Source organism: Paenibacillus sp. P5_B5, from assembly GCF_056400365.1.
In genome coordinates this window covers 21,597-44,516 of record NZ_JBFULK010000007.1, presented here as the reverse complement: position 1 = coordinate 44,516, position 22,920 = coordinate 21,597, and the positions used below count along the sequence as shown (strand labels likewise).

Genomic DNA, 22,920 nt, shown 5'->3' with positions numbered 1-22,920 from the left:
AAGCGAGTTCAATCTAACTTAGATTAAAGCGAAGCGGTAATCTATCGACATACTTAGCAGAAGCACATATAAGGGGAAACGAAGCATATGAACCATTTGAATCATCGAACATTCGTTATGAAATGCGGCGGTTCAACACTAGCAGCTTTACCAAGTCAATTCTTTGAGGATCTCAAACAGCTTCAAGACGAAGGAATCACACCTGTTATTGTGCATGGCGGTGGACCTGCAATCTCGGAGATGCTAGATCGATTAAGCATCGAATCTGTGTTTATCGAAGGCTTACGCAAAACAGATGATGCCGTGCTTGATGTTGTGGAATCGGTCCTTGCAGGACGGATCAATAAGCAGATCGTTCGCCGGATTCAACAAGCTGGTGCCAGAGCGCTTGGCTTGTCAGGCGTAGATGGTCAGCTAATCGAAGTGAAGCCTGTGGCGAATGCAGATCAGGTTGGTCTAGTTGGGGATGTAACAGCTGTTAATAGTGAGCTCATCAAGGGCATTGTGGCAATGGGCTATATACCCGTGATCGCACCTATTGGTGTAGCTCCTGACAGCTCACTACGCTTCAATATCAATGCGGATACAGCAGCAGGCGCGGTTGCTTCACACATAGGCGCCGCACAGATGATTGTGGTAACAGATGTACCAGGTATTATGCGAACTGTTGATGGTGTGAAGCAAGTGCTGCCAACTGTAATCGTTGCGCAGATTGAGCAAATGATTGAATCCGGTGAAATATACGGTGGTATGATTCCGAAAGTACGGGCTGCCGTTCAGTGTATACAGGGCGATGTTCAGGAAGTTGTTATCGTGCATGGGGAAGAGCCGCATGTACTCAGCCGAGTACTGCAAGGCGAGTTAATTGGAACACGGATTAAATTAGCGTAATTTTAGCGTAAATCTAGCGCAAACCTATCATGATTTTATCGTAATTGAAACGCATAGCATTCATTCATTTTTTGGGGAGGTTAGTACAATGGGGCAAGAAGAGCAAAGCTATTTATTTCCGACATTCTCTCGGTATCCAATTCATTTAGTGAAAGGTGAAGGCAGCCGATTGTGGGATGATCAGGGCAAAGAGTATATCGATCTTATGGGCGGCATCGCTGTAACGAATCTGGGCCATGTGCCAGCGAAAGTGAAAGAGAAAGTGATCGCTCAGCTTGAAGAACTCTGGCATTGCAGCAACCTGTTCCACGTACCCCATCAAGAGAGATTAGCACAATTACTAACCGAGAATAGCTGTACAGATGCTGTATTCTTCTGTTCAACAGGAGCAGAAGCGAACGAAGCAGCGATCAAAATTGCAAGACGTTACGCACAGAAAGTGTTAAATACAGAGCGCTATGAGATCATTACCTTCCACCAATCATTCCACGGACGTACGCTTGCAACCTTGACTGCAACTGGTCAAGACAAGGTGCAGGTCGGCTTTAAGCCGCTTATGCCTGGATTTGTATATGCAAATTATAATGATCTTGAGTCAGTACGTGCTCTGGTCAGTGATCGTACTTGTGCCATCATGCTAGAATTGGTGCAAGGTGAAGGTGGCGTTATGCCAGCTGATCCTGAATTCATCAAAGGTGTCTCGAAGCTATGCGAAGAGAATGGGTTACTCCTGATCGTCGATGAAATTCAGACCGGAATAGGTCGTACTGGGAAGCTATTTGCTTATGAACACTACGATATTGAGCCGGATGTTATTACATTAGCCAAAGGTCTTGGAAGCGGTCTTCCTGTAGGGGCAATGCTAGGCAAGAGCAAACTGATCCCTGCATTTACGGCAGGTTCACATGGCTCAACGTTTAGTGGATTGCCAACAATCATGGCAGCAGGAATCGCCACAATGGAAATTATCCTTGAAGAACAGCTACCAGCACGTGCCGCTGAGCTTGGCGATTATGTAATCGAATTGTTAAATGAGAAGCTTGCTAACAATCCACTTGTTAAGGTCATTCGTGGTAAAGGATTGTTAATCGGGATCGAGTTTACAGGACCTGTAGCGAGTCTAGTGACTGAAATACATGAAGCGGGTGTTCTTGTTATTACAGCAGGCACGAATGTGATACGACTTGTACCTTCATTAACCATTACGAAGGAAGAGCTAACAGAAGCTCTAAGTACGATGTGTTCAGTTATTACAACTAGTTCTGCTACAACTACAACAGCTTAGATTAACCTATAGGTGATTGAAGAAGGGAATGAAGATATAATGATAACTTTGGAGCAAACCGAAATGGTTAAGAGCCTTAAGGGTCGTGATTTTCTTGCTTTAGCTGATTATTCGACAGAGGAGCTAGAGTATTTAATACAGCTTGGAATCGAATTGAAGCATAAACAAAAAACGGGTGTTCCCCACGAATATTTAAAAGGTAAAACATTAGGCATGATTTTTGAAAAATCATCCACTCGGACGCGTGTATCTTTTGAAGTTGGTATGTTTCAATTAGGCGGTCATGCACTATTTTTAAGCAAAAATGATATTCAACTCGGACGGGGTGAATCGACTTGGGATACGGCGCAAGTTATGTCACGTTACCTAGACGGTATCATGATTCGTACCTATGGTCACCGCAATGTGATTGAGCTTGCTCGTGGTTCTGCGGTACCCGTTATTAATGGGCTTACGGATGCAGCACATCCTTGCCAAGCGTTGACTGATTTTATGACTGCATATGAGCAAAAAGGTACCTTACGTGGTTTGAAAATGGCCTACATTGGTGATGGTAACAACATGGTTCACTCACTAATGGTCGGTGCAGCTAAGTTAGGTGTTCATATTTCAGTTGCAACACCAGTAGGCTATGAGCCTGATGCTGCGATCACAGAGCAAACGAAGGAATTTGGTAAGTTAACAGGAGCGAACGTTCATGTATGTCACGATCCGCGTGAAGCAATCGAGAACGCAGATATTGTGTATACAGACGTATGGGCAAGTATGGGCTTTGAAGCGGAGCAAGCTGAGCGTATGAAAGCATTCGAAGGCTATCAAGTAAATGAGAGTCTCGTAAAATACGCTAAGTCAGACTATCTATTCATGCACTGCTTACCTGCTCATCGCGGTGAAGAAGTAAGTGAAGGGGTAATTGACGGACCGAATTCCGTTGTCTTCGATGAAGCAGAGAATCGTCTTCATATCCAAAAAGCCATTATGGTTGCTGTAATGTAGGAATGTAAATCATTCTAAACATTCTAAATCATTCAACCAATATCTATTAAACTTAAGCTAAATTCACACATAACAGTTGGGAGAGACGAATCATGGCAAAAGAGAAAATCGTACTTGCGTACTCAGGCGGACTAGATACATCAGTTATTTTGAAATGGCTTAAAGAAACTTATGATGCAGAAATTATTGCATTTACAGCAGATATCGGACAGAAGGATGAGCTTGATGGTCTAGAAGCTAAAGCATTAGCTACAGGCGCATCTAAAGTATATATTGATGATCTACGTGAAGAATTCGCGTCAGACTTTATTTACCCTATGTTCCAATCAGGTGCACTATATGAAGGACAATATTTACTCGGCACTTCAATTGCCCGTCCTTTGATTGCGAAACGTATGGTTGAAATTGCACGTGCAGAAGGTGCGACAGCAATAGCGCATGGCGCAACAGGTAAAGGTAATGATCAGGTTCGTTTTGAGTTGACTGCTGCGGCGTTAGCACCGGACTTGAAAGTGATTGCGCCTTGGCGTTTAGAGAGCTTCCGTGAAGAGTTCCCTGGTCGTGCAGAAATGATCGCTTACGCTGAGAAACACGAGATTCCAGTTCAAGCTTCAGCAGCAAAGCCCTATTCGATGGACCGCAACTTGCTACATATTTCATTCGAAAGCGGTATGCTCGAAGACCCTTGGTTTGATGCAAGCGCAGAGTCTAATGAAGGCATGTATGTATTATCTGTTTCTCCAGAAGAGGCTCCTGATCAAGCAGAGTACCTTGAGCTTGGCTTCGAGCAAGGCGATTGCGTTAGCTTGAATGGTGATAAGATGAATCCACTGCAAGTCATGGATAAATTGAACGAGCTAGGCGGCAAGCATGGTATTGGACGCGTGGATATGGTCGAAAATCGTTTTGTCGGCATGAAGAGTCGCGGTGTATATGAAACACCAGGCGGTACGATCCTTTTCACAGCTCATCGCAAAATGGAATCACTCACAATGGATCGCGAAGTAATGAATTTACGCGACTCCTTAATTACGAAATATAGTACACTTGTATATAACGGCTTCTGGTTTGCACCAGAAAGACTTGCCTTACAAGCTCTTGTTACAGAAAGTCAACGCAATGTAACCGGTACGGTTCGCGTTAAACTATATAAAGGCAATATCATTGCGGCAGGAATTAAGAGCCCTGTATCCTTATACAACCCTGATATCGCAACAATGGAAGCTGATCCATCCCAAGCCTACGATCAAGGCGATGCAACAGGCTTCATTCACCTGAATGCCTTGCGTCTTAAAGTATCAACTGGCGTAGATCAGAACGTTCGTAAATAGTACAAAGCTGCGTAGATCAGAATGCTCCTTAATAGTACAAAACAGCGTAGATCAGAACACTCGTAAATAGTACAAACCGGAGGAGATCAGAACGCTCCTTAATAGTACAAACCAGAGTAGATCAGAACGCTCGTAAATAGTATAAATAAGAGAGCTTGCTAGCGGATAGAAGTCGAGTGCGCTCGCTCATACGCTATCAAGCTCTTTTTTTACAAAACTATTCAAAGCTCTAAATTATTGATCGTAAGGACAATCCGTCTACGCAGCGTTCATCAATCGACACAATTCCATTTGTTCAAGCACTGATTTTAGCGTTGAGCCCTATTCAAACTTACAAAATAAGAAACGCAGCGGTTTATTAACGATCATTTGCAGACGTAGTGGTTGAATACCAGTCAATAGAGAAACGAAGCGGTTGAATACCAATCAATAGAAATACACACAGTGGTTGATTATTGATCGACAAAGAATCGCGACAGTTGTTTAACCACTGATAAGAAACACAATGGTTGTTTAACGACCGATAGAGAAAATGCAACGGTTGATTAATGACGGCAGAGACGTTTCTTCTTGCGTTTTTAACAGATGTGCACATGAAGGCAAAGGAGCTGGAGGGCAACAATGAGTAAATTATGGGGTGGCCGTTTCACAAAAAAAACAGATCAGCTCGTGGAGGAGTATACCGCTTCGATCACGTTCGATAAAGAACTAGCAGTAGAAGATATTCAAGGTTCTATGGCGCATGTATCTATGCTTGGTAAATGTGGCGTATTGCCAGCTGAAGATGTAGAGACAATCAAGAATGGATTACAGCAAGTGCTCGGTATGATCGAGCGTGGCGAGCTGGAATATACGATTGCTAACGAAGACATTCATATGAATATCGAGAAAACACTAATTGATCTCATCGGGCCAGTTGGTGGCAAGCTTCATACAGGCCGTTCGCGCAACGACCAAGTGGCAACTGATATGCATCTCTATTTGCGTAAGCGTGTAGTAGAGCTTGTGGGTCTACTGCAAAAGCTGCAAGAAGCTTTAATCGTACAAGCCAAAGCGAATATAGATACCATTATTCCGGGCTATACTCATTTACAACGTGCACAGCCAATTCTTTTAGCGCATCATTTAATGGCTTACGTATCGATGTTCGGTCGTGATATTGAACGTCTGCAAGATAGCTATAAGCGTATTAACGTGCTGCCACTTGGAGCTGGTGCATTAGCTGGCACAACGTTTGCGATCGATCGTCACTATACAGCCGAGCTTCTAGGCTTTGATGGTGTATATGAAAACTCGTTAGATGCTGTAAGTGATCGTGATTTTATCGTTGAATTCTTATCCAATGCTTCTATGATCATGGTTCATCTATCTCGTTTATGTGAAGAAATGGTGTTGTGGATGAGCACAGAGTTTGGTTTTATTGAACTAGACGATGCGTTCTGCACAGGCTCCTCGATCATGCCGCAGAAGAAGAATCCTGACGTAGCTGAACTTGTTCGTGGCAAAACAGGACGTGTATACGGTAACCTGTTTGGTCTACTGACTGTCCTTAAATCATTACCTCTTGCTTACAACAAAGACATGCAGGAAGACAAAGAAGGCATGTTTGATACTGTTCGTACCCTGCAAGGAGCGCTTCAATTGTTTGCACCGATGGTTGCAACTATGAAGGTTAACCAAGCACGTATGCGTCAAGCTGTTAACCAAGACTTCTCCAATGCAACAGACATCGCTGACTTCCTAGTAGGACAAGGCATGCCGTTCCGAGAAGCTCATGAGGTCATCGGCAAAACCGTACTTTACTGCATCCAAAATGGTAAGTTCCTGCTTGATCTAACGCTAGATGAATTCAAACAATTCTCCGAATTGTTCGATGACCGTATTTATGCCGTTCTTCAACCAGAACGGGTAGTAAATGCTCGTAACGTATACGGAGGCACAGCAACACCTCAAGTGTCCGCTGCCATCACACGAGCAGAATCAAAACTCACTGAAACCGCTGAGTGGCTAGAAGCCTACCTAGCGAAATCACATCAGACAGTCTAGTTAGATTAGTCTCGACAATCATAGTCCATCATGAAGGATCATAATCGATCATGACCAATTACGACTCGACTCAGCCCCACCAATCCAGAATATTTATTCTAATCGGGTCCGGTTCGATTTTATTCGATTTCGTGCTTTCCAGATATACCGAGATCGATTTTCATTATAATTTAACTATATGCATAAAAAATGCGCCTAAATGTCCCCCTACAGTGGACATTTAGGCGCATTTTGTCTTTTCAAAGGAGGACACGAAGGGGATAGTTAAATTGTGAATCATGTCCAATCATCAAATCTACATATAGGTGAATTAGTTTATAAATGTCTATATGTAGTAAATTGACCTGCATCAGAGTCCATCGACATGTGCAACTTGATATAGTGTCCGTGTCCTCCCTTTGAAAGACAAACTATGATTTTTGTCCCTCTCTACGGGACAATTTCAACTTGAGTTAAATTTTCTAGTTCGAAATTTTTATCGCAAGCCACAATCTATCTAAAAATGGGACCTTTTACACCATCTTCGATTTTGTGCTGTTCTTCAGGAGCGTTGAGTGCCGGTGGTGATGCAGGTTCTTTGACCGCATAGATTGTAGGTTGAGGTGCGTATTTGTCTTTGGATATTTTGTCACGTGCAATAACTTGGCCGTTTTTCATGGTGATGCGGTAAGTTTCGACGATGTAACCCTGCTTACCTTCAACGATTTTGACCTGTTCTGTTGGACTGAGCTTAGGGTTGCTGACATATTTAATGGGTATAGGCAGGGTTTCGAGTATATTTGAGCTAATATCATAGCTTATGCCTTCTGGCAAACGACCGAATAGCTTAACTGTAAATTTCTTTGGCTGTGTTTCAGTGCGGATCAGTAGGTGAGATCCTGTATTGTTGCGGAAGCGGAAGTTAATCCAATCGCTTGAGAATGTAGCGTCTTGACCAAGAGGTGCGTACGAGATTGGAAGTGAATGATTACGGCGTTCGAGAATTTCAAGTCCACTACGAAGTGCAACATTATAGAGTGTCGTCGATACTTGACATATGCCACCGCCGATTCCGTTAACGAGTTTGCCGTTGAGAATCACTTTGGACTCTTGAAACCCGAATTGCTGCTTAGCTTGTTCAATTACTTTGGCGTAATCGAATATTTCGTCAGGCTTCAGAATCATGTCCTGAATGACGGTCGCTGGTGCAGTAACGTTGTGCAATCTTCCGGCAGAGAGGTCAATGATCGGTGTACTGAATTCTGCGATTTTGCGGTCTATGCCTTGGGCTCGTAAGATATCGATGGTTGTAGTTGGTTTTTGCGCGACAACTGGTAGTGCAATGCGCATGGTGAATGTCTTGGATGCAGGAGTTGGAGCGGGCGGTGGTGTAGTTGGTTTAGGCTGAGATGTAGATCCAGGTACAGACGAAGGTGCTGGTTTAGATGTTGCAGCAGGTAAAGGTACTGGAACAGGTGCAGGTGAGACTGGTGTGAGCTGAGCACTAAGCGGCTGAAGCGTTGCTTCGAGCCGCGCTGCTAACGCGGCGATGTCGATGCGGGGCTCATAGCGCTCCGCATCATAAGCGATTTCATCGCTAGCGGTGATGACACGCTTAGCGGGTACGGGCGCGCGAGCATATAGCGCGCTCCATTCTTTACGGACGCGGCTCTCTAGAGCCACCGCGTCAATTCGCATTGGCACGGTGATGTGCGCATCACGAAGCAGCCAGCGCTGCTTCGCACGTTCCGCCACCGTGCCCGTGAACAGCCGCTGCAGGGCGGCTTGCAGCTGCGAGTCATCGACTCGCAGCCCAAGCTCACCCAGCGGCAGTGTGCGTGAACCGACCATATCCTGGTCGGTTTGCAGCTGCACGGGCAGCGCATCTAAGCGCTTTAGATGCGCAGCCCAAGCCTGGCGCATGGCGCCTAGCTCCATGCCGCCCGCGTTCCATCCGCCGACGACAAACCCCGTCGGCATCTTCGTTTGTAATCCGTACCATCGTACGGTAATGGTGAATATCATTAATAAGCTAATTAAGCCGACTACAATGAAGGTCATCAGACGCATATTTTTCATCATAATTGTTCTCCTCAGGGCACGAATTCATCAAGAGGCTTAAAGCTTCTTGTAGCCTGTACTCATAATATATTCATCCCTGGAGGCATGTATCACAGCTTTATCTATACAAGTTATAAGATCTATAATTATAAGATCTATAAGTAAGATCTACACAACACAAAAACGCACCCGTCTGGAGATGGATGCGTTTTTGTGTTGTCGTAATATATAAGAGCTTAGGGTACTGTGTCTCTGATCAAGCAACAAGTCTTAAGAAACTCATCAACTAAATCTGGGGCAACTCATCTAACTAGTCTGAATCAGTTAAGCAGATTCACCAGTGTTTGCAATTGGTTTTGCAGGTCTCTTTTTGGAAGGTCTAATCGTTTGTTTGATTAAATAATAGGCTTCGACAATTAACCATGTGCCGAACAACGCAGCGATGAAACCGATAAAGACATTCAAGCTGAATGCAAGAGTTCCTCCGGAAGCTGGGAAATACATTTTGTAGGAGCTGAGTACAGCAGGGTGCACAAGATAGACACCGAAGGATACTTTTCCTAATCGAATAAAGGGCTTTGACAACATGGGACTACGCTTCAATATCCATTTGCCAATACCGATCAAGGCGATCGTCATGAGTAAGGCATAAGCGTTATAGACGAGCATATACCAGGTGTTTTCTATTTTGATACGCCAATACGTACCTGCACTGTGCATGCCTACATGCGTGATTGCGATTAATATCGTTAGTAGAATGATCCATTTCAGATTGCGTTCGATCCATGCAGATATTTTACTATAATGGATTCCAATAGCAGCGCCAATCAGGAATAAGGCAAAGTAAGTTAATGAGATCGATGCACGGTTCGGGATGGTTGTATTAAACCAGTGAATATAGACGTAGAATCCACCCTGAATGAGTAATCCGATTAGAATCAGATAGCGTTCGAATAAACGCGATTGTTTGGCTAGCGTTATAAAGATCGGAAACAACAAGTAGAACTGAATGATAATAATCATATAGTAGAGATGGTAAGCAGCATCCCCCAGAGGCAGAAGGTCTAGGAAAGCTCGTGAATCAAAAAAAATTTTTCCATTATACAGATATTGGTAGAAAAAATAGTATAACAAGGAAAATGCTAGATACGGATATACCACGCTAATGATCCGTTTTTTGTAGAAAGTAAGTGAATCACTTGCCTTCCATTGATCAAAGTATCTATAGAACAATACGATCCCACTCAAAATAATAAAAACTGGAACAGCAAATGCACCTAGCTTATTGACCGTATAGAAGAATATCTGTGTTAAACTACCGGATTCCGGTATCACCGTCGCTTCAGAGGTAGAATGAATGAGAACGACAGCTATAATAGCGAATGCGCGCACAAAATCAAGTTCTGGAATTTTTGATTTTACGGCTAGTTTTGGAGAATGGTTACTCATGAATTTATCACATCCCATTGCACATTATAATGGATAATTAGAATGGTTTCTACAAAAAAACTCCTATGAACGTCGAAATCGCTATCCATATAATGATATAATGAGAAAGTATGTTGAAATAATGGACTAGTAGAGGAATTATGTCAGCTGTGTCGAATAAATAAAGCTATAGAACAGGATGTGGTATTGTGATAGAAATGCAGGATGTATGGAAGACGTATCCTGATGGAACGCAAGCATTACGTGGGATAAGTATCAAAGTAGATCGGAATGATTTTCTGTACGTAGTAGGTCCGTCCGGAGCTGGTAAATCTACGTTCATGAAATTAATATACAGAGAAGAGAGACTTACTAAAGGCCAGATTTTCGTGAATGGATTTAATATTGAGAAGCTCAAACAGCGCAAAATCCCTTATTTCAGAAGAAATATTGGCGTTGTCTTTCAGGATTTTCGTTTGTTGCCTAAGCTAACAATCTATCAGAACATCGCATTTGCTATGGAAGTTATTGAAGCGAATCCGAAGCTAATTAAGAAACGGACAATGGAAGTGTTGGAGCTTGTCAAATTAAGAGATAAGGCTAACTCTCTACCAGGCCAATTATCAGGTGGCGAACAGCAAAGAATAGCAATTGCCCGGGCAATAGTGAACAATCCGTCAGTAATTGTCGCAGATGAACCGACAGGGAATCTAGATCCAGAAACCTCGTGGGGGATTATGAAGCTGTTAGAAGAAATCAATTTCCGTGGAACAACGATTATTATGGCAACACACAATAAAGATATTGTTAACAGCATGCGTAAACGTGTTATTGCCATTGAGAATGGGCTAATCGCTCGCGATGAACTGCGAGGTGATTATGGATATGAAGACTAGAACAATACTTCGACATTTACGCGAAGGCTTCAAGAATATTATCCGCAATGGATGGATGACATTTGCTTCTATTTCATCGATTACAATCTCCTTGTTTATTCTTGGTGTATTCCTCTTGTTAAGTATGAATGTTAACTATTTTGCTGATCAGGTTGAAAGTGACGTGAAGATCCAAGTGTTCCTAGAGGTGAATTTACCTAAGGAGCAAGTAGATGCCATTGGCAAGGAAATTCAGGCGATTCCTGGTGTATGGAAAATTACATATGTTTCAAAAGAAGAAGGACTTAAATACTTACGTGAGCAACTAGGTGATGTACTAGAAGGTACAGAGGAAGATAATCCGCTTATGGATGCGTATACAGTCGAGGTGGATGATCCTCGTAATATTGAGAGTGTAGCGAACAGTTTAGTTGCACTTGATAAGGGCAAGGCTGAACCGCAATTTTTCAAAATTAATTATGGTAAGGGTGTAGTAGAGAAGCTGTTTAAAGTGACTGATACGATTCGTAATGTTGGTTTCGTACTAGTGGCTCTCCTCGCTATTACAGCTATATTCTTAATTGCCAATACGATTAAATTGACAATCATGGCAAGAGATACTGAGATATCAATCATGAAGCTGGTAGGTGCAACGAATTGGTTTATTAGGTGGCCATTCTTCATTGAAGGTGCACTACTCGGATTAATAGGATCTGTCATTCCAACGGCTGTCATTTTATTTGGTTACTACAAGCTTGATAATACGGATTCGCTCGATATCAATCTACTTATGATCAGTTTTAAGCCTTTTGCAGAAGTGTATCTGCCAATTATCAGTATTCTAATCGGATTAGGTATTTTTATTGGTGTGTGGGGCAGTGTCATGTCGGTACGTAAATCACTTAAGGTTTAAAAGAAACCATTATGGAGGTGGGCGTGGGCCAATGAACAAACGAGTACTATATGTAGTGACGGTAGTTGGACTTATTTTTACGTTATCAGTGACGCATACAACATCGAGTTATGCAGCATCCTCGACCAAAAATCTTGATCAACAAATCGCTAATGCGAAGAAGAAAAAAGCTGATTCTCAGAAAAAAGCAAAAGAAGCTCAGTCAAGAATCGCACAAGTTAAATCAGACAAGCAGCTAACTTTGAAGGAAATTGACGATCTGAACAATCAATTGAAAGTCACCTATGAGAAGCTGGAACAATTAAATGTTAAGCTAGAAAAAACAGAAGTTGAACTAGCGAATCAAGAGAAACAATTAGATGAAGCAGAAGCACGAGTTGAAAAACGTGATGGATTGCTTAAATCGAGACTTCGTCTGATGTATACGAATGGTACCGTTTCTTATTTAGATGTATTGTTTAGCGCTACGAGCTTTTCTGACTTTTTGACTCGACTTGATTCTCTCCAAATGGTCTTCACTCAAGACCAAGAGATTCTGGACTCTAACAAGAAAGATCGTGACTTGATAGCAGCTAAGAAGCAAGAGGTCATGATAAGCCTTGCCGAAGCTCAGAAGCTATATGAATCGACAACGGATATAAGAAATGATCTGCAACAGAAAGAGCAGGCGAAGGAAGTTAGAGTTGCTCAGCTTGCTAATGAAGAGCATGTTCTTGAGAAAATCACAGCAGAAGAAGAAGAAAATGTAATCGCGTTTGCTCGTGAGGAATCCAAACTGCAGGCTGAGAAAGCCAAGGCAGCAGGTGGCGGTACAAATAAATATAGTGGCGGTAAATTCGCTTATCCACTGGCTAAGCAAGCTAAAGTAACATCTGAATATGGTAGTCGTACGAATCCGGTTACAGGTAAACAGGGAGAGTTCCATAAAGGAATTGACTTTGGTGCTCCGAGTGGATCGGACATTCTAGCAGCTGATGATGGAATTGTCATTCTAGCAGGTTCTTATAGTGGTTATGGTAACTGTGTTATTATTAATCATGGTAAGGATAAGAATGGTAAAGAAATATGGACGCTATATGGCCATATTCGTCATGGCGGAATTAAGGTTAGTAAGGGAGCTAAAGTGAAGCGTGGACAGAAAATTGCTGAAGTAGGATCAACGGGTCAATCAACGGGGCCTCATTTACATTTTGAAGTGCGAGTAGATGAGAAGGTCGTGAATGCCGGTTCTTACTTAAAGTAGTACAAGCTTCATAAATTGGCAGGGCCTGTCATATACTATACGAAGAACTATGGTCATTGTACAAAGGTGGTGTAACAGGCATTGCAATTCAAGGGACGTACGGTATTAGCGTTTGTATTGTTAGGAATGCTAGCGAGTTCAATCATAACGATTCTTTTTATAAGCCCAGCTAATCCTGCTCTATCCTCTGCATTAGGAGGTATATTTGGGAATAGCAAGAAGCAAACAGAAGCGCAATTATCACCTAGTCCTGGGGCTTCGGACTTGTTGACTAACAAGGACCTGAATAAAATATCCAAAACGTATCAGCTAATTAACAATAAGTATTTAACTAAAGTTGAGCATGACACTATTGTTAATGGCGCTATTAACGGGATGTTAGCTGCACTTGATGATCCTTTCACTACATACATGGATCAAGCAGAAGCCAAGGAGTTTGATGAGTCTATCTCCTCTTCCTTTCAAGGAATTGGCGCTGAAGTGACCATGGATAATGGCAAGGTGAAGGTCGTATCACCTATTAAGGGCTCGCCCGCTGAGAAAGCAGGTATTCATTCCGAAGATATTATCATTTCGGTGAATGGTGAGAAGCTCGATGGACTAACGCTTAATCAAGCTGTTATGAAAATTAGGGGTGCCAAAGGCACACAAGCTAAGCTGGAACTAATGCGTGCAGGAGTTAATGAACCAATTCAGTTGACGATTGTTCGCAGTGATATCGATTTAGAAACGGTATATGCTGAAATGCTGAGTGGCGATATTGGTAAAATTGAAATCACTCAATTCTCTACAAATACAGGCGATCATTTCTTGAAAGAGCTAAGTAGTCTAGAAAGTAAAGGAATGAAGGGGTTAATTATCGATGTGCGTAATGACCCTGGTGGACTACTAGACGTTGTAGTGAAAATTTCTTCTCAATTTGTAGATAAAACGAAGCCGATCGTCATCGTTGAGGATCGCAATGGTAATCGTGAACCAACCTTGTCTATAGGTTCAACTAAGCCTTATCCGGTTGTAGTCCTAACGAATAAGGGAAGTGCGAGTGCCTCTGAAATCCTTGCGGGTGCGTTGCAAGAGAGTGCAGGAGCCAAAGTAGTGGGTGAAACCACATATGGCAAAGGAACTGTTCAAATTACGTTTGCAAAAGAGCTCGGCGATGGTAGTAACATCAAAATGACTGTCTTCAAATGGTTAACACCTAAGGGTAACTGGATTCACAAAAAAGGGATTACGCCTGATATTATCGTAGAACAGCCTGATTTCTTTAAAGTAGTACCTATCTCTAAGAAATCAGATTTGAAATTAAATGATTCTAGTGATGATGTGAAGAATGCTCAAATCATGCTAAAAGCAATTAACTTTAAGCCTGATCGGGTCGATGGTTATTATAGTGAAAAGACGGCAAGTGCTGTTAAGAAGTTCCAACAGTCCGTTAAGTTACCTGATACAGGTGTCGTTGATTCGGAAACAGCTACGAAGCTTGAACAAGCCGTACTAACGGAGATCAAAAATCCGGAGAACGACTTACAGCTCAAAGCTGCAATTAAAGAAGTAAACAAACAAATCGTCCGTTAAGGAGTTACGTTATGGATGTTTGGATCGACTTGTTGGGAGAATTCGCATATGCCATTATGCAATTGCTTCTAAATCCATTTTTGTATATTGCGATTCTCTTCTTAGTACTACAATATAGCAAGCAAATTCGCCTTGAGCGAACGCTGTTTCATGCGCGTCTGCACTCGCTCAAGGGCGAAGTGCTGCGCGCGGTAGCAGCTGGAGCAATTGGCGGTATTGTGCTATCACTTATTATGATGGCATTTGGTGCACAGCTGACAAACGGAACGATTATCATATTATGGATGATTTCGCTCATTATGATGTTATTCCGCGTGCGTTTCCTTTGTCTTGCCTATTCGGTAGGCGTGCTAGGATTGACGCACGCGATTTTTTCATTTTTCCCTAGCTCAGTTGAATGGCAGGTTGTTGGCCCCATGATCCGCTGGATCATGGATACTCAAATGGCGAGCTTACTCATGTTAGTTGGACTCTTACATCTATTAGAAGGCATATTAGTTGCACGACAAGGCGAGCGGATGGCTTCTCCGATGTTCTTCTCAGGCAAGCGTGGGAAAATTGTCGGAGGTTACTCTTTGCAAGGATTTTGGCCTGTACCTTTGTTTCTATTAATGCCTGTAGTAGCAAGTGGTAATGGTTTTGTGTTACCTTGGACGCCGCTATTCGGTGGGGATGCATGGGGAGCTGGCTTTATGATGATTGGATTCCCAATTATGATAGGGTTTAGTGAAGTAAGTGTTGCTCGTCTTCCGAAGCAGAAGGTTCAACTAAGCTCACGTGGCTTGCTAGCCTACGGACTTATCATGATCATCTTCGCAATTGGTTCGTATTACTGGACACCATTAGTAGTCGTTACTTCAATTCTAAGCATAGCGCTACATGAAGGACTGATCTGGTACTCAATTTGGAGAGAGAAGAAAGATGCGCCATTATTCGTAAGCGATCCTAGAGGGCTTCGAATTCTTGCTGTTATTCCGGGTAGCCCTGCAGCAGAAATTGGGCTCAAGACGGGTGAGATCATTAGTAAAGTCAATGGTAGCTTCATTCATAGCCGCACAGATTTACATGAAGCGATGCGCATCAATCCTGCTTTCTGCAAATTAGAAGTGCTTAATACGCAAGGAGAGATTAAGTTTGCTCAACGTGCGATTTTTTCAGGCGATCATCATACACTTGGTATTATTATCTCACCTGATCAAGAGGCAAGGCACTACCTGGAGCTAAGACAGTCTAATTTCATTGCATTTATCAAAGGTAAACTAAAGGGCCAGCAGGCTAATAGTTAACCTCATCCGAATGTGATGAGCTATATGATATAAATTCTATATAACTAAATAAGACACAGAGCCCGACTATTCTCGGTATCTGTGTCTTTGTGTTTTATCTAAGGATTGTAATTTCAACTCTTCGATTCTTGGCGCGATTCTCAGCTGAATCATTCTCAACCTTAGGCATTGTGTCAGCATAGCCAGTAGCGATAAAGTTTTTTTCATTCAATTGCACTTTACCAGTCAAATAACGTAGTACTGATAGTGATCTTTGAATGGATAGTTCCCAGTTGTCCTTGTAGTATGAACCTGTCAAGAATGGCACGTTATCTGTATGACCTTCAATCGCAACCTTGCTATTGAGCTCTGGTAATAATGTTGCTAGTTTATCCATAATATCAAAGGCAGGAGGCTTCAGATCCGCCTTGCCTGTATCGAACAGGAACATGTCATTCATTGTGATGGTGATACCTCTAGTTGTATCTGCGATCGCAATTTGTGATTCTAGCTTATTCTCTTGAATATAGGAATCGATCTTGTACTTGAAATCGGAAAGCTCTTTCTCTTTCTTTTCTTTATCTGCAATATCGATGTTATCTTGTGGTTTAGATCCATGCTGATTTAGGGCTCCATCTGATACAGTAGGATTCATGGTACCTGAGAGTCCACTATTCATTTCTAGAATCGAATCTGATTTATTAAACTGCAAGTTCAAAGAACGAGCTAATACATCATATTTAGCAACATCGACTTGACTCATCGAATACATAACAACGAAAAAGATGAGTAGCAATGTTATAAGATCTGAATAAGTAATAAGCCAGCGTTCACTGTTTTCATGTTCTTCTTGCTTCTTACCTCTCCTCGCCATCGAGAGCACCATCCTCTCTTTGCTGCTTACTCGAAGTAGGTTTGTCATGAATAAAGGAGTTTAGCTTCTTTTTGATTAGCTGTGGATTCTCACCTGCTTGTAAGGCAAGAATACCTTCGAGCATAAGCTCCATTTCCGCAATTTGTTCCTTTCCACGAATCTTGATTTTGGAGCCGATTGGAAGGTAAATTGCATTCGCGCTCATAACACCATACAATGTCGCAGTAAATGCGACAGCAATAGCTGGAGCAAGTAATCCTGGATCTCCACTTAAGCTACCGAGTACGTGAATCAAACCCATAACCGTACCGATAATCCCCATTGTTGGAGCGTATCCGCCAGCAGATTCAAACATCTTAGCCATGCCTTCTGCTTTATGCTCGACAGCATCCATTTCAAGCTCGAGAATTTGGCGAGTTAGTTCAGGATCTGTACCGTCAACTACCATCAATAATCCATCTTTGAGAAAAGGATTCGTATGCTCCTGAGCGCGCTGCTCTAAGGCAAGTACGCCTTCTCTTCTCGCGATTGTTGCCATCTCGACGATTTCCTCGATTGTGGTAGAAGGATTGCGATTTGGTTGTTTAAAAGCAATTGAAAAAGCTTTAGGTAATGTTTTGAGCGTACTCGATGGGAATGAAATTGCAACCGCAGCGAATGTTCCTCCAAATACGATGAGCATCGCACTAGGTACATACAATGCATTTAAGTGCCCACCATCCCACATAAAGCCGCCTATCAATGAACCAAGTCCCACTATAAGCCCAATTAATGTTGTTAAATCCACGTCTCTACCACCCCTAGATCACTTATGAGCTTTACCTGACATGTCACGTTTGATTGCAACAAACAAGAAATAATTGTATAATCAAATGAGAACAAACATTCCTATGCGAAGCCGGAAAATGTTTTTTTGTCGGAATGTCTACTTTTATATCGGAAAGATGGGCATAAAAGTTTATAGAAGGAATTAACCGCAGTTTCTTAACAGAAATAATTACGTATCAAGCTAAGAAGAAGCTATGGAACTATGGGGTAGTTTGGAGGGTCATGATGAGTGAGATTAGTGAGATTAAGGTAAGTGATAAGAAATTTGAGTTGATTTCAGATTTTTCTCCACAAGGGGACCAACCGCGGGCTATTATCGAATTGGAACAAGGAATACGCCAAGGTCTCAAGCATCAGACACTGCTTGGTGCAACAGGTACAGGCAAAACGTTTACTGCAGCTCAAGTTATCGCAAAGCTGAATCGTCCAACTCTCGTAATTGCTCATAATAAGACACTAGCTGCTCAGTTATGCTCAGAGTTTAAGGAGTTTTTTCCGAACAACGCAGTGGCATATTTTGTTTCCTATTACGATTACTATCAGCCGGAGGCTTACATCCCTTCTTCTGATACATTTATTGAGAAGGATTCAAGTATCAATGATGAGATCGATCAGCTTCGACACTCAGCGACATCATCGCTGTTTGGTAGACGTGATGTGATCATCGTAGCCTCTGTTTCTTGTATATATGGTCTCGGTTCTCCATCTGACTATGGATCGTTATTACTTGATCTGAGAGTTGGAATGGAGAAGCCACGCAATGAAATTCTGCACCGGCTAGTAGATATACAGTATCAACGCAATGACATTAATTTTGTGCGCGGATCATTCCGTGTCCGTGGTGATGTAATTGAGATTTTCCCAGCATCAGGGAGCGAACAAGCGGTGCGAGTAGAATTGTTCGGAGATGAAATTGAACGTATAACAGACATTAATGTAGTTACTGGAGAAATTGTTGGTGAACGAGATTATATTGCTATTTTCCCTGCTTCACACTTTGTGACGCATGAAGATAAAATGAAGATTGCCATTGTAAATATAGAACGTGAATTAGAAGAGCGATTGGCGGTACTGCGAGATAGGGGTAAGCTGCTTGAAGCACAGCGACTAGAACAACGTACAAGATACGATATCGAAATGATGCAGGAAATCGGTTTTTGTTCTGGTATTGAGAACTATTCCGGACCATTGACGTTCCGTGAGCCAGGAGCTACGCCTTATACATTACTGGACTACTTCCCAGATGATTGGCTCGTCATGATTGATGAATCCCATGTGACATTACCGCAAATTCGGGCGATGTATAATGGGGACCGAGCACGTAAAGAAGTACTTGTCGAACATGGCTTCCGGTTACCATCTGCACTGGATAATCGACCTCTTCGATTTGAAGAATTCGAAGCTAAGGTTAATCAGACCATATATATATCAGCGACACCAGGGCCTTATGAGCTAGAGCATTGCCCGACTATGACTCAACAAATCATTCGTCCAACTGGCTTGCTCGATCCAATTATTGAAGTGCGCCCAACTAAGGGTCAAATCGATGATTTAATTGAAGAGATTCGCAAGCGGATCGCGGTAGATGAGCGCGTACTTGTAACGACTTTAACGAAGAAAATGTCCGAGGATTTGACTGATTATCTCAAAGAAATCGGGATTAAGGTGCGCTATTTGCACTCGGATATTAAGACGCTTGAACGGATGCAAATTTTACGTGATTTACGATTAGGTGTTTTTCACGTTTTAATTGGGATTAACTTGTTAAGAGAAGGACTTGATCTGCCTGAAGTATCACTGGTTACGATTCTAGATGCAGACAAAGAAGGGTTCTTGCGTTCTGAACGTTCGCTGATTCAGACAATCGGGCGTGCAGCACGGAATTCTAGCGGGATTGTAATCATGTATGCAGATAAAATGACGGATTCAATGACCAAGGCGATTCAAGAAACGGAGCGTAGACGTGAAATTCAGCATGCTTACAATGTGAAGCATGGTATAACTCCGCAGACAATTAACAAGAAGGTTCGCGATGTGATTGAAGCGACGAAGGTTGCGGAATCCAAGGCAGATTACCTAGGTAGCATGAAGGATGCCAGCACTAAGATGAGTAAGAAGGAACGACTTAGTCTGATCGAACGTCTAGAGAAAGAAATGAAAGATGCAGCGCGAAACTTGCAGTTTGAACGAGCCGCAGAGCTGCGCGATGTGGTATTGGAGTTAAAAGCGGAAAGCTGAGAGAGGTGCTATTGGGTTGGCTAGAGATCAAATTGTTATTAAAGGTGCACGTGTTCATAATCTAAAGAATATCGATGTAACGATCCCTAGGGATCGATTTGTAGTGTTAACAGGACTTAGTGGCTCGGGTAAGTCTTCTTTGGCATTCGATACGATCTACGCTGAAGGTCAGCGTAGATATGTAGAATCCTTGTCTGCTTACGCACGTCAATTTCTAGGTCAGATGGATAAACCTGATGTGGATTCAATAGAAGGATTATCTCCAGCAATTTCAATCGATCAGAAAACAACAAGTCGCAATCCTCGATCAACGGTAGGTACAGTGACTGAGATTTATGACTATCTGCGGTTATTGTTCGCACGGATTGGTCGTCCGCATTGTCCGACTCATGGAATTGAAATCACCTCACAGACGGTTGAGCAGATGGTTGACCGGATTATGGAATATCCTGAGAAGACACGTTTGCAAATTCTTGCGCCTCTCGTATCGGGGCGTAAGGGGGAGCATACTAAGCTTCTAGCTGATATGCAGAAACAAGGCTTTGTTCGGGCACGAATCAACGGTGAAACGGTGGATCTATCCGATAAGATTGAGCTAGAGAAGAATAAGAAGCATAGTATCGAGATCGTGGTTGATCGGATTGTGGTTAAACCAGATGTTGCATCACGTTTGGCTGATTCGCTAGAGACTGCTTTGAAGCTAGCTGATGGTAGAGTCATTGTGGATATCATCGATCAAGAAGAATTGCTGTTTTCACAAAACTTAGCTTGTCCTGAATGCGGCTTCTCAATTGAAGAATTAGCGCCTAGAATGTTCTCATTTAACTCTCCATTCGGTGCATGCCCGGAATGTGACGGGCTTGGCTCACAGATGATTGTCGACCCGGATCTACTCATCCCTAATCCGCAGTTAACTATTGAAGAGGGTGCTTTTGAAGCGTGGGCAGGCGCAACATCGAATTACTACCCGCAATTCTTAGCTTCAGTCTGCGCTCATTACAAAATTAAGCGTGATGCTCCTGTAGCTGAACTGTCACCTGAGCATATAAAGGTTATTCTTTATGGAACAGGCGGAGAGAAGATTAAGTTTAAATATGAGAGTGATTTTGGTGTGACGAAAGAGGCTATTGTGCCTTTTGAGGGTATTATACGGAATTTAGAACGCCGATATCGAGATACGTATTCCGATTCCATGAGAGAACATATCCAGAACTATATGAGCTCTAAGAATTGTCCGAAATGCAAAGGACAGCGTCTAAAGCCGGAGTCACTTGGCGTGACAATTGGCGGGAATAATATTGCCCATGTAACGTCTTTATCAATTGGTGATTCACTTGACTGGTTTGCTCAGCTAGAGCTCTCTGACAAAGAGAAGACCATTGCGCAATTGATTCTCAAAGAAATTAAGTCGAGACTTGGCTTCCTAGTGAATGTAGGACTTGATTACTTAACCATGCATCGTGCGGCAGGTACATTGTCTGGTGGAGAAGCGCAGCGGATTCGACTAGCGACCCAGATTGGTTCATCTCTAATGGGTGTACTGTATATTCTGGACGAGCCTAGTATTGGACTGCACCAACGGGATAATGCGAGATTAATTCAGACGCTTGAGCATATGCGAGATCTCGGTAATACCTTGATCGTTGTTGAGCATGACGAAGATACGATGATGGCAGCAGACTATATTATCGATATTGGACCAGGTGCAGGAATTCACGGTGGTCAGATTGTTGCTGAAGGAACACCTGAAGAAATCATGAATAACCCGAACTCACTTACGGGCCTATACCTCAGTGGTAAGAAGTTCATTCCAATTCCACTCGAAAGACGTAAACCTGACGGTAAGTGGTTAGAGGTTAAAGGTGCTAAGGAAAATAACCTGAAGAACGTGACCATGAAGGTGCCTATTGGCTTGTTTACATGTGTAACAGGTGTATCAGGTTCTGGCAAAAGTACATTAATTAATGAAATATTATATAAGAGCTTAGCACGAGAATTAAACCGTGCGACGAAGCTAAGACCTGGCCAGCATAAAGAAATTACTGGGATGGAGCATGTGGAGAAAGTGGTTGAGATTGATCAATCCGCGATTGGTCGTACGCCACGTTCGAATCCAGCTACGTACACAGGTGTGTTTGATGATATCCGGGATGTATTTGCTTCGACCAATGAGTCCAAGGTTCGTGGGTATAAGAAGGGCAGATTTTCTTTTAACATTAAGGGTGGGCGCTGTGAGGCGTGCAAAGGAGATGGCATCATCAAGATTGAGATGCACTTCTTACCAGATGTATATGTCCCTTGTGAGATTTGCAAAGGCAAACGATACAATCGCGAGACACTTGAAGTGAAGTATAAGGGTAAGAATATATCCGAGATTCTTAATCTAACGGTTGAGGACAGTTGTGAATTCTTCCGCAACATTCCGCGCGTACATCGCAAGCTGCAGACGCTCTTTGATGTGGGGCTAGGCTATATGAAGCTTGGTCAGCCAGCGACAACGATGTCTGGCGGTGAGGCACAGCGTGTGAAGCTAGCGGCAGAACTGTATCGCCGCTCTACTGGCAAGACGATCTATATTCTCGATGAGCCGACCACGGGTCTGCATATCGATGACATCGCTCATCTGTTGAAAGTGCTCCACCGTCTCGTAGATAACGGTGATAGTGTACTTGTCATCGAGCATAACCTCGATGTAATCAAGACCGCGGACCATGTCATCGACCTAGGTCCGGAAGGTGGATTTCGCGGCGGTACGATTATCGCCGCAGGCCCTCCAGAAGAAGTCGTTCGCGTAAAGGGTTCTTATACAGGCCATTACCTTGGACCTGTTCTAGAACGCGACCGTACAAGAACGCTTGACTTCACGGAGCGGCTTGCTGAGCTAGAGTGTACTCCTGAGCCGCAGTTATAGGCTAGTTAGTTTAGCCGAGCAATTCATATTCATGAAAAGACTAACCCGAAAGTAGATCATTCTACTTTTGGGTTAGTCTTCTTATGTTAATGATATAGAATTGATATCTTTCAGCTCATAAATTATTTGAAGTATAGTTTTGAGACAAATATCATTGCAAAAATAAGTAGAATTCTTGACA

Annotated in this window: 16 protein-coding genes; 12 read left to right on the top strand and 4 right to left on the bottom strand. The window is 42.7% G+C overall.

Annotation, left to right across the window (positions count from 1 at the left end):
• Nucleotides 1–87 precede the first annotated feature (87 nt).
• From argB to argH, 5 genes are all read left to right on the top strand, one after another.
• Entirely contained in the window at nt 88–891 is an 804-nt protein-coding gene (gene argB, locus AC1DOK_RS11355) for an acetylglutamate kinase (protein WP_477554393.1), read from the top strand.
• 88 nt (nt 892–979) lie between these two features.
• Entirely contained in the window at nt 980–2,176 is a 1,197-nt protein-coding gene (locus AC1DOK_RS11350; RefSeq protein ID WP_477554392.1) for an acetylornithine transaminase, read from the top strand.
• A gap of 63 nt (nt 2,177–2,239) precedes the next feature.
• A complete protein-coding gene (argF, locus tag AC1DOK_RS11345; RefSeq protein ID WP_477554391.1) occupies nt 2,240–3,172 on the top strand; it encodes an ornithine carbamoyltransferase in 933 nt (310 codons plus the stop codon).
• A gap of 92 nt (nt 3,173–3,264) precedes the next feature.
• On the top strand, nt 3,265–4,503 hold the full coding sequence (locus tag AC1DOK_RS11340; RefSeq protein WP_477554390.1) for an argininosuccinate synthase: 1,239 nt from the start codon (nt 3,265–3,267) through the stop codon (nt 4,501–4,503).
• A gap of 621 nt (nt 4,504–5,124) precedes the next feature.
• Nucleotides 5,125–6,549, top strand: coding sequence for an argininosuccinate lyase (gene argH / locus AC1DOK_RS11335; protein WP_477554389.1), 1,425 nt, complete (start codon nt 5,125–5,127; stop codon nt 6,547–6,549).
• A gap of 492 nt (nt 6,550–7,041) precedes the next feature.
• On the opposite strand, the gene AC1DOK_RS11330 is transcribed toward argH, so the two are convergent.
• Both AC1DOK_RS11330 and AC1DOK_RS11325 read right to left on the bottom strand, forming a co-directional pair.
• Nucleotides 7,042–8,607: a VanW family protein gene (locus tag AC1DOK_RS11330; protein ID WP_477554388.1), complete on the bottom strand. Its 1,566-nt coding sequence runs from the start codon at nt 8,605–8,607 to the stop codon at nt 7,042–7,044.
• Between the two features lie 306 nt (nt 8,608–8,913).
• Entirely contained in the window at nt 8,914–10,038 is a 1,125-nt protein-coding gene (locus AC1DOK_RS11325) for an acyltransferase (RefSeq protein WP_477554387.1), read from the bottom strand.
• Nucleotides 10,039–10,226: 188 nt separating this feature from the next.
• Between AC1DOK_RS11325 and ftsE the strand changes: the two genes are divergently transcribed.
• From ftsE to AC1DOK_RS11300, 5 genes are all read left to right on the top strand, one after another.
• Nucleotides 10,227–10,913 carry a cell division ATP-binding protein FtsE gene (ftsE, locus tag AC1DOK_RS11320; RefSeq protein WP_477554386.1) on the top strand — a complete coding sequence of 229 codons (687 nt, stop codon included), beginning with the start codon at nt 10,227–10,229 and terminating at the stop codon, nt 10,911–10,913.
• Complete coding sequence (ftsX, locus tag AC1DOK_RS11315; protein ID WP_477554385.1) at nt 10,903–11,805, top strand: permease-like cell division protein FtsX; 903 nt, start codon at nt 10,903–10,905, stop codon at nt 11,803–11,805. Before ftsE ends, ftsX begins: the two co-directional genes overlap by 11 nt.
• Nucleotides 11,806–11,836: 31 nt before the next feature.
• A complete protein-coding gene (locus AC1DOK_RS11310) occupies nt 11,837–13,048 on the top strand; it encodes a murein hydrolase activator EnvC family protein (RefSeq protein ID WP_477554384.1) in 1,212 nt (403 codons plus the stop codon).
• An 81-nt stretch (nt 13,049–13,129) separates the two neighbouring features.
• A complete protein-coding gene (locus AC1DOK_RS11305) occupies nt 13,130–14,623 on the top strand; it encodes a S41 family peptidase (protein WP_477554383.1) in 1,494 nt (497 codons plus the stop codon).
• Between the two features lie 11 nt (nt 14,624–14,634).
• Entirely contained in the window at nt 14,635–15,909 is a 1,275-nt protein-coding gene (locus tag AC1DOK_RS11300; RefSeq protein WP_477554382.1) for a PDZ domain-containing protein, read from the top strand.
• 94 nt (nt 15,910–16,003) lie between these two features.
• Here AC1DOK_RS11300 and AC1DOK_RS11295 read toward each other — a convergent pair whose 3' ends face one another.
• The gene (locus tag AC1DOK_RS11295; protein WP_477554381.1) at nt 16,004–16,762 is read right to left on the bottom strand and encodes a flagellar motor protein MotB; all 759 of its coding nucleotides are present in this window, start codon (nt 16,760–16,762) and stop codon (nt 16,004–16,006) included.
• Nucleotides 16,746–17,549, bottom strand: a complete 804-nt coding sequence (locus AC1DOK_RS11290; protein WP_477554380.1) for a flagellar motor protein — start codon at nt 17,547–17,549, stop codon at nt 16,746–16,748. Before AC1DOK_RS11290 ends, AC1DOK_RS11295 begins: the two co-directional genes overlap by 17 nt.
• Nucleotides 17,550–17,815: 266 nt before the next feature.
• Here AC1DOK_RS11290 and uvrB point away from each other — a divergent pair, with 266 nt between their 5' ends.
• Both uvrB and uvrA read left to right on the top strand, forming a co-directional pair.
• Nucleotides 17,816–19,828: an excinuclease ABC subunit UvrB gene (gene uvrB, locus AC1DOK_RS11285; RefSeq protein ID WP_477554379.1), complete on the top strand. Its 2,013-nt coding sequence runs from the start codon at nt 17,816–17,818 to the stop codon at nt 19,826–19,828.
• Between the two features lie 16 nt (nt 19,829–19,844).
• Nucleotides 19,845–22,739, top strand: a complete 2,895-nt coding sequence (uvrA, locus tag AC1DOK_RS11280; protein WP_477554378.1) for an excinuclease ABC subunit UvrA — start codon at nt 19,845–19,847, stop codon at nt 22,737–22,739.
• Nucleotides 22,740–22,920 lie beyond the last annotated feature (181 nt).

Excerpts from the sequence above, each read along its gene's own strand:
- argB (WP_477554393.1), top strand. The coding sequence starts at position 88 with ATGAACCATTTGAATCATCGAACATTCGTTATGAAATGCGGCGGTTCA.
- AC1DOK_RS11340 (WP_477554390.1), top strand. The coding sequence starts at position 3,265 with ATGGCAAAAGAGAAAATCGTACTTGCGTACTCAGGCGGACTAGATACA.
- AC1DOK_RS11330 (WP_477554388.1), bottom strand. The coding sequence starts at position 8,607 with ATGAAAAATATGCGTCTGATGACCTTCATTGTAGTCGGCTTAATTAGC.
- argH (WP_477554389.1), top strand. The coding sequence starts at position 5,125 with ATGAGTAAATTATGGGGTGGCCGTTTCACAAAAAAAACAGATCAGCTC.
- AC1DOK_RS11310 (WP_477554384.1), top strand. The coding sequence starts at position 11,837 with ATGAACAAACGAGTACTATATGTAGTGACGGTAGTTGGACTTATTTTT.
- AC1DOK_RS11300 (WP_477554382.1), top strand. The coding sequence starts at position 14,635 with ATGGATGTTTGGATCGACTTGTTGGGAGAATTCGCATATGCCATTATG.
- ftsX (WP_477554385.1), top strand. The coding sequence starts at position 10,903 with ATGAAGACTAGAACAATACTTCGACATTTACGCGAAGGCTTCAAGAAT.
- AC1DOK_RS11295 (WP_477554381.1), bottom strand. The coding sequence starts at position 16,762 with ATGGCGAGGAGAGGTAAGAAGCAAGAAGAACATGAAAACAGTGAACGC.
- argF (WP_477554391.1), top strand. The coding sequence starts at position 2,240 with ATGGTTAAGAGCCTTAAGGGTCGTGATTTTCTTGCTTTAGCTGATTAT.
- uvrB (WP_477554379.1), top strand. The coding sequence starts at position 17,816 with ATGAGTGAGATTAGTGAGATTAAGGTAAGTGATAAGAAATTTGAGTTG.
- AC1DOK_RS11350 (WP_477554392.1), top strand. The coding sequence starts at position 980 with ATGGGGCAAGAAGAGCAAAGCTATTTATTTCCGACATTCTCTCGGTAT.
- AC1DOK_RS11325 (WP_477554387.1), bottom strand. The coding sequence starts at position 10,038 with ATGAGTAACCATTCTCCAAAACTAGCCGTAAAATCAAAAATTCCAGAA.